Origin of the sequence: Allosphingosinicella sp. (genome assembly GCF_036570505.1) — a bacterium.
Lineage (GTDB): Bacteria > Pseudomonadota > Alphaproteobacteria > Sphingomonadales > Sphingomonadaceae > Allosphingosinicella.
The window spans coordinates 1-3,574 of record NZ_DATCYB010000117.1; the positions used below are offsets into that span (position 1 = coordinate 1).

At 67.0% G+C, this 3,574-nt stretch carries 7 protein-coding genes; 3 read left to right on the forward strand and 4 right to left on the reverse strand.

Features of this window, described 5'->3' with window-relative positions; all coding sequences use genetic code 11:
* Positions 1–386, forward strand: a 386-nt coding sequence (locus tag VIR62_RS14970) for an AI-2E family transporter (protein WP_431872560.1), incomplete at its 5' end; no start/stop codon positions are given.
* Positions 387–505: 119 nt separating this feature from the next.
* Here the strand turns inward: VIR62_RS14970 and VIR62_RS14975 are convergent.
* The 4 genes from VIR62_RS14975 to VIR62_RS14990 form a co-directional block, all read right to left on the reverse strand.
* Positions 506–1,006, reverse strand: coding sequence for an FKBP-type peptidyl-prolyl cis-trans isomerase (locus VIR62_RS14975; protein WP_431872562.1), 501 nt, complete (start codon positions 1,004–1,006; stop codon positions 506–508).
* Between the two features lie 113 nt (positions 1,007–1,119).
* Positions 1,120–1,326: a 30S ribosomal protein S21 gene (gene rpsU / locus VIR62_RS14980; protein WP_315726322.1), complete on the reverse strand. Its 207-nt coding sequence runs from the start codon at positions 1,324–1,326 to the stop codon at positions 1,120–1,122.
* Between the two features lie 194 nt (positions 1,327–1,520).
* The gene (locus tag VIR62_RS14985) at positions 1,521–1,895 is read right to left on the reverse strand and encodes a DUF6768 family protein (protein WP_431872564.1); all 375 of its coding nucleotides are present in this window, start codon (positions 1,893–1,895) and stop codon (positions 1,521–1,523) included.
* Positions 1,892–2,437 carry an RNA polymerase sigma factor gene (locus VIR62_RS14990; protein WP_431872566.1) on the reverse strand — a complete coding sequence of 182 codons (546 nt, stop codon included), beginning with the start codon at positions 2,435–2,437 and terminating at the stop codon, positions 1,892–1,894. The genes VIR62_RS14985 and VIR62_RS14990 overlap by 4 nt, the downstream gene beginning before the upstream one ends.
* 137 nt (positions 2,438–2,574) lie before the next feature.
* Here VIR62_RS14990 and VIR62_RS14995 point away from each other — a divergent pair, with 137 nt between their 5' ends.
* Positions 2,575–3,105: a hypothetical protein gene (locus VIR62_RS14995; protein ID WP_431872568.1), complete on the forward strand. Its 531-nt coding sequence runs from the start codon at positions 2,575–2,577 to the stop codon at positions 3,103–3,105.
* 49 nt (positions 3,106–3,154) lie between these two features.
* Positions 3,155–3,574 (forward strand): (2Fe-2S)-binding protein (locus VIR62_RS15000; protein WP_431872570.1); only part of this gene is annotated, 420 nt, incomplete at its 3' end.

The following is a 3,574-nucleotide window of genomic DNA, read 5'->3' on the forward strand; positions in this document are numbered from 1 at the left end:
TGCTCGCGCTCGGCGGGGTGCCGATGGCGGCGTTGCTTGGCCTCCTCACCGGTATTCTCGCCTTCCTGCCCAATATCGGCGCGATCATCTCGGGCGTTCTGATCGTCCTCGTCGGCTTCAGCGTCAGCACCGAGACCGGCCTGTGGGCGATCGGCGTCTACGCCATCGTGCAACTGGTCGATGGCTATCTGATCGTGCCCTATGTGGCCCGCAAGACCGTGGATCTCGCGCCGGCCCTGGTGCTCGGCGCCCAGCTCATCTTCGGCGCGCTGTTCGGGATATTGGGGCTGGCGCTGGCCGACCCGATCATGGCGATGGCCAAGGCCGCGCTTCAGCAGAAATCGGAAGAGGATAGCGGCATCGGCGGAGGAAAGCCGGAGCCCTAAGGCCCAACCCATCCATCATGCTGAACTTGTTTCAGCATTCCAATGTCGAGCCGTAGCGAGGGTGGAGGACTGGACCCTGAAACAAGTTCAGGGTGACGTCGATCACCGCTGTCCCGCCGTTACATTCCCGGCGGCGGCATGCCCATGCCCTGCAGGGCGGAAGCGGGCACGAAATCGATCAGCGCCACTTCGAATTCGAGATCGGCGTCGGGCGGGATGACGCCGCCGGCGCCCTCGGGTCCATAAGCGAGCTCGGACGGAATCTTCAGGCGGTAGGTGCCGCCCTTGCGCATCATCTGGAGGCTCTCGGCGAAACCCGGAATCGAGCCGGTGACGGGGAGCGGCACGGGCTGCTTGCCCACGCTGGTGTCGAACACGGTGCCGTCCTCGAGCCTGCCCGTATAGTCGATGAGGACGATGTCGGTGGGCGCGGGATGCGGCCCCTCGCCCTCCTCGATGACCCGGAACTGGAGCCCGGATTCGGTGGTCGTATAATGCTGGCCGGCCGTGCCCGCCCAGGCGAGCGCGCCGGCGCCGAGGCTGAGCGCGGCGAGCCCGATCCACAGCCTGGCCACCGAACCCTTTCTGATCGGGCGAATCGGGACGGCGGTGACGGACATGGGCAGTATCCCGAAAATGAAGGCGATGATGCTCTATCGCCGCCTCGGCTACCTAGGCAAGTCGGAATACCCGCGCGGAGAGCAAATGGTGCGCGGAAGGGGCGTTTCGCCGCCTAGCGGATGCCGTCGCGCTCCAACCGCTTGCGCTCGAGCTTGCGGGCGCGGCGGATGGCGGCGGCGCGCTCGCGGGCGCGCTTTTCCGACGGCTTTTCATAGTGGCGGCGCAGCTTCATCTCGCGGTAGACGCCTTCACGCTGGAGCTTCTTCTTGAGCGCTCGCAGCGCCTGGTCGACATTGTTGTCGCGAACGATGATTTGCATAGGCTTGCCGTCACTCCAATCGATAGACCCGCGCGGCCCAAAAAACGGACCGCTTCTCAAGGTCATGAATAGCACAGAAACAGGTTCGTCGCGAGTCACCCCGCGCCGTTGCGGCGTCCGCTAGCAGCGAGCGAGGTGATTTTCAAGCCTCGAAGGGCACGCGCCTTATTAGGAAAGTACGGCCGGCCCGTTCCTTATCCGGCATTCTTCCCGTGGGCGATCTGAAGCTCGATCCGTTTCAGCTCGCGCATCAGCCGGTTGGCCTCGAAGCTCGGCCACATCGCCATCTTGATCGTCAGCGACATCAGCAGCAGCACCGCCGAGGGTAGGCCCCAGCGCAGCGCCGTCAACGGGTCCCGCGCGGCGAAAAACTCCCACGCCGCCCAGGCACCGCCGACGAACGCCGCGCCCTGCGCGACCATGAGGACGACGCTCACCCAGCCCGTCCGGCCGCTGAAAAGGCCGAGCGCCTGTGTCACGAAGCCCGGTTCCTCGCCGATGCCGCGAAGCAGGTCCCGCTCCTCGGCATCGAGGGCCTGGTCAATCATCTCGTCGAGGTCTCGCATCATTCTTCTCCTTCCAGCGCGGCGCGCAACTTGCGCCGGGCATGCATCAGGCGGGTCTTCACCGTGCCCGCCGGGACGTGGAGAGCGACCGCCACTTCGGCGACGCTCATGTCCTCGAAATGAAACAATGCGACGGCGCTCCTCTGGTCCGGCGGAAGCGCTCGAACCGCCGCGCGCAGGCGATCGGCGTCCAGCCCCGCGCCCGCATCCGGTTGCGCGACGGGGGGCTCGCCCGTCACGGCGTCGGCAAGCTCCCGTCGCCGTTTCGCCCTGCCGATCTGCCCGGCGCAGGCCCGCGAGACGATCCGGTAGGCCCAGGCGGGAAAGGCGCGCTCGTCCCGCAGCCGGTGCAGGCCAGCCGCGATCTCGCCCCAGCCGGTCTGGGCCGCGTCCCGCGCAGCCTCGCCGTCGCCGGTCAGCCGCCACGCATGGGCGACCAGCTTCCTGTGCCATCGCCGCGCGAGAAGCGCGAACGCCGCCCGATCGCCCGCTTTCGCCGAGGCGACCAGATATTCGTCCAGAATCCGAGCCTTCTCCAGGGCCATCGATGCGTCCCCCGCTCGTCCGGGTATAAGGTGCCCCGAAAGGACGAAGCGGTTCAATCGCTCCCGAAAAATCCTCCTGCGTTGCTAGAACAAAAAAAGAACTTTCCTACACCGCCTATTACACTTCATGCTCCGCCATGGCCGACTCGCATCCGCTCCCGCCTCGCCTGCTCGCGCTCCTCGACGACATGCCGCTGGAGGAGCTTGCCTTCGCTCCCGTCCCGGTTCGCGCGCGGCACGATGGCTGGACGGTGGCGAGGCAGAAGGGATTCATCCTGCGGCTGGCGCTGGGCGGCTGCATCACCGTCGCGGCGGAGGGCGTGGGGAAGACGCGCAAGAACGCCTATTGGCTGCGCGAGCGGCCGGGGGCGGAGAGCGCCGCCGCCTGGGAAGGCGTTGGGATGGGCCAGGACCGGACCGTCGACGTGGCGCTCGAACGCGCCCTGCTCGGCGAGCGCATTCCGATCGTGCGTGACGGCCGCTGCGTCGGCGAGCGCCACCGCTACGACAGCCGCCTGACGATGACGGTGCTGAACGCACTCGACCGCCGCGGCGCGGGTCTCGGCTCAGGCGACACGGCCCGCTCCCTCGATCTGGCGCTGGCGGAGCTTGGGCGGCAGGCGAAAGGAGCACCCACAGAAAACAAAGGATTCTCCCGCCAGACATGAGTGCCCTTTGTGTCTTTTCGCGCCCGGCGCCGCCGCTTAAGGTCGCGCCATGACCCGCTTCACCGTCAACGGCCAGCCCGTCCACTACCGGATGGACCCCGACACCCCCCTCCTCTGGGCGCTGCGCGACGCCTCCAATCTCACCGGCACCAAATATGGCTGCGGCACCGGCGATTGCGGGGCCTGCACCGTTCACATCGACGGCGAGGCGGTGCGGAGCTGCACGATCACCATCGCCGCCGCCGAGGGCAGCTTCGTCACCACTATCGAATCGCTGTCGCGCGACCGCTCGCATCCGGTCCAGCAGGCCTGGGTCGCCGAAAGCGTGCCGCAATGCGGATTTTGCCAGCCGGGAATGATCATGGCGGCGGCGGCGCTCATCGCCAGGAATGACAATCCGACCGACGCCGAGATCGACGCCGCCATCACCAATATCTGCCGCTGCGGCACTTATCCTAGGATCAGGGCG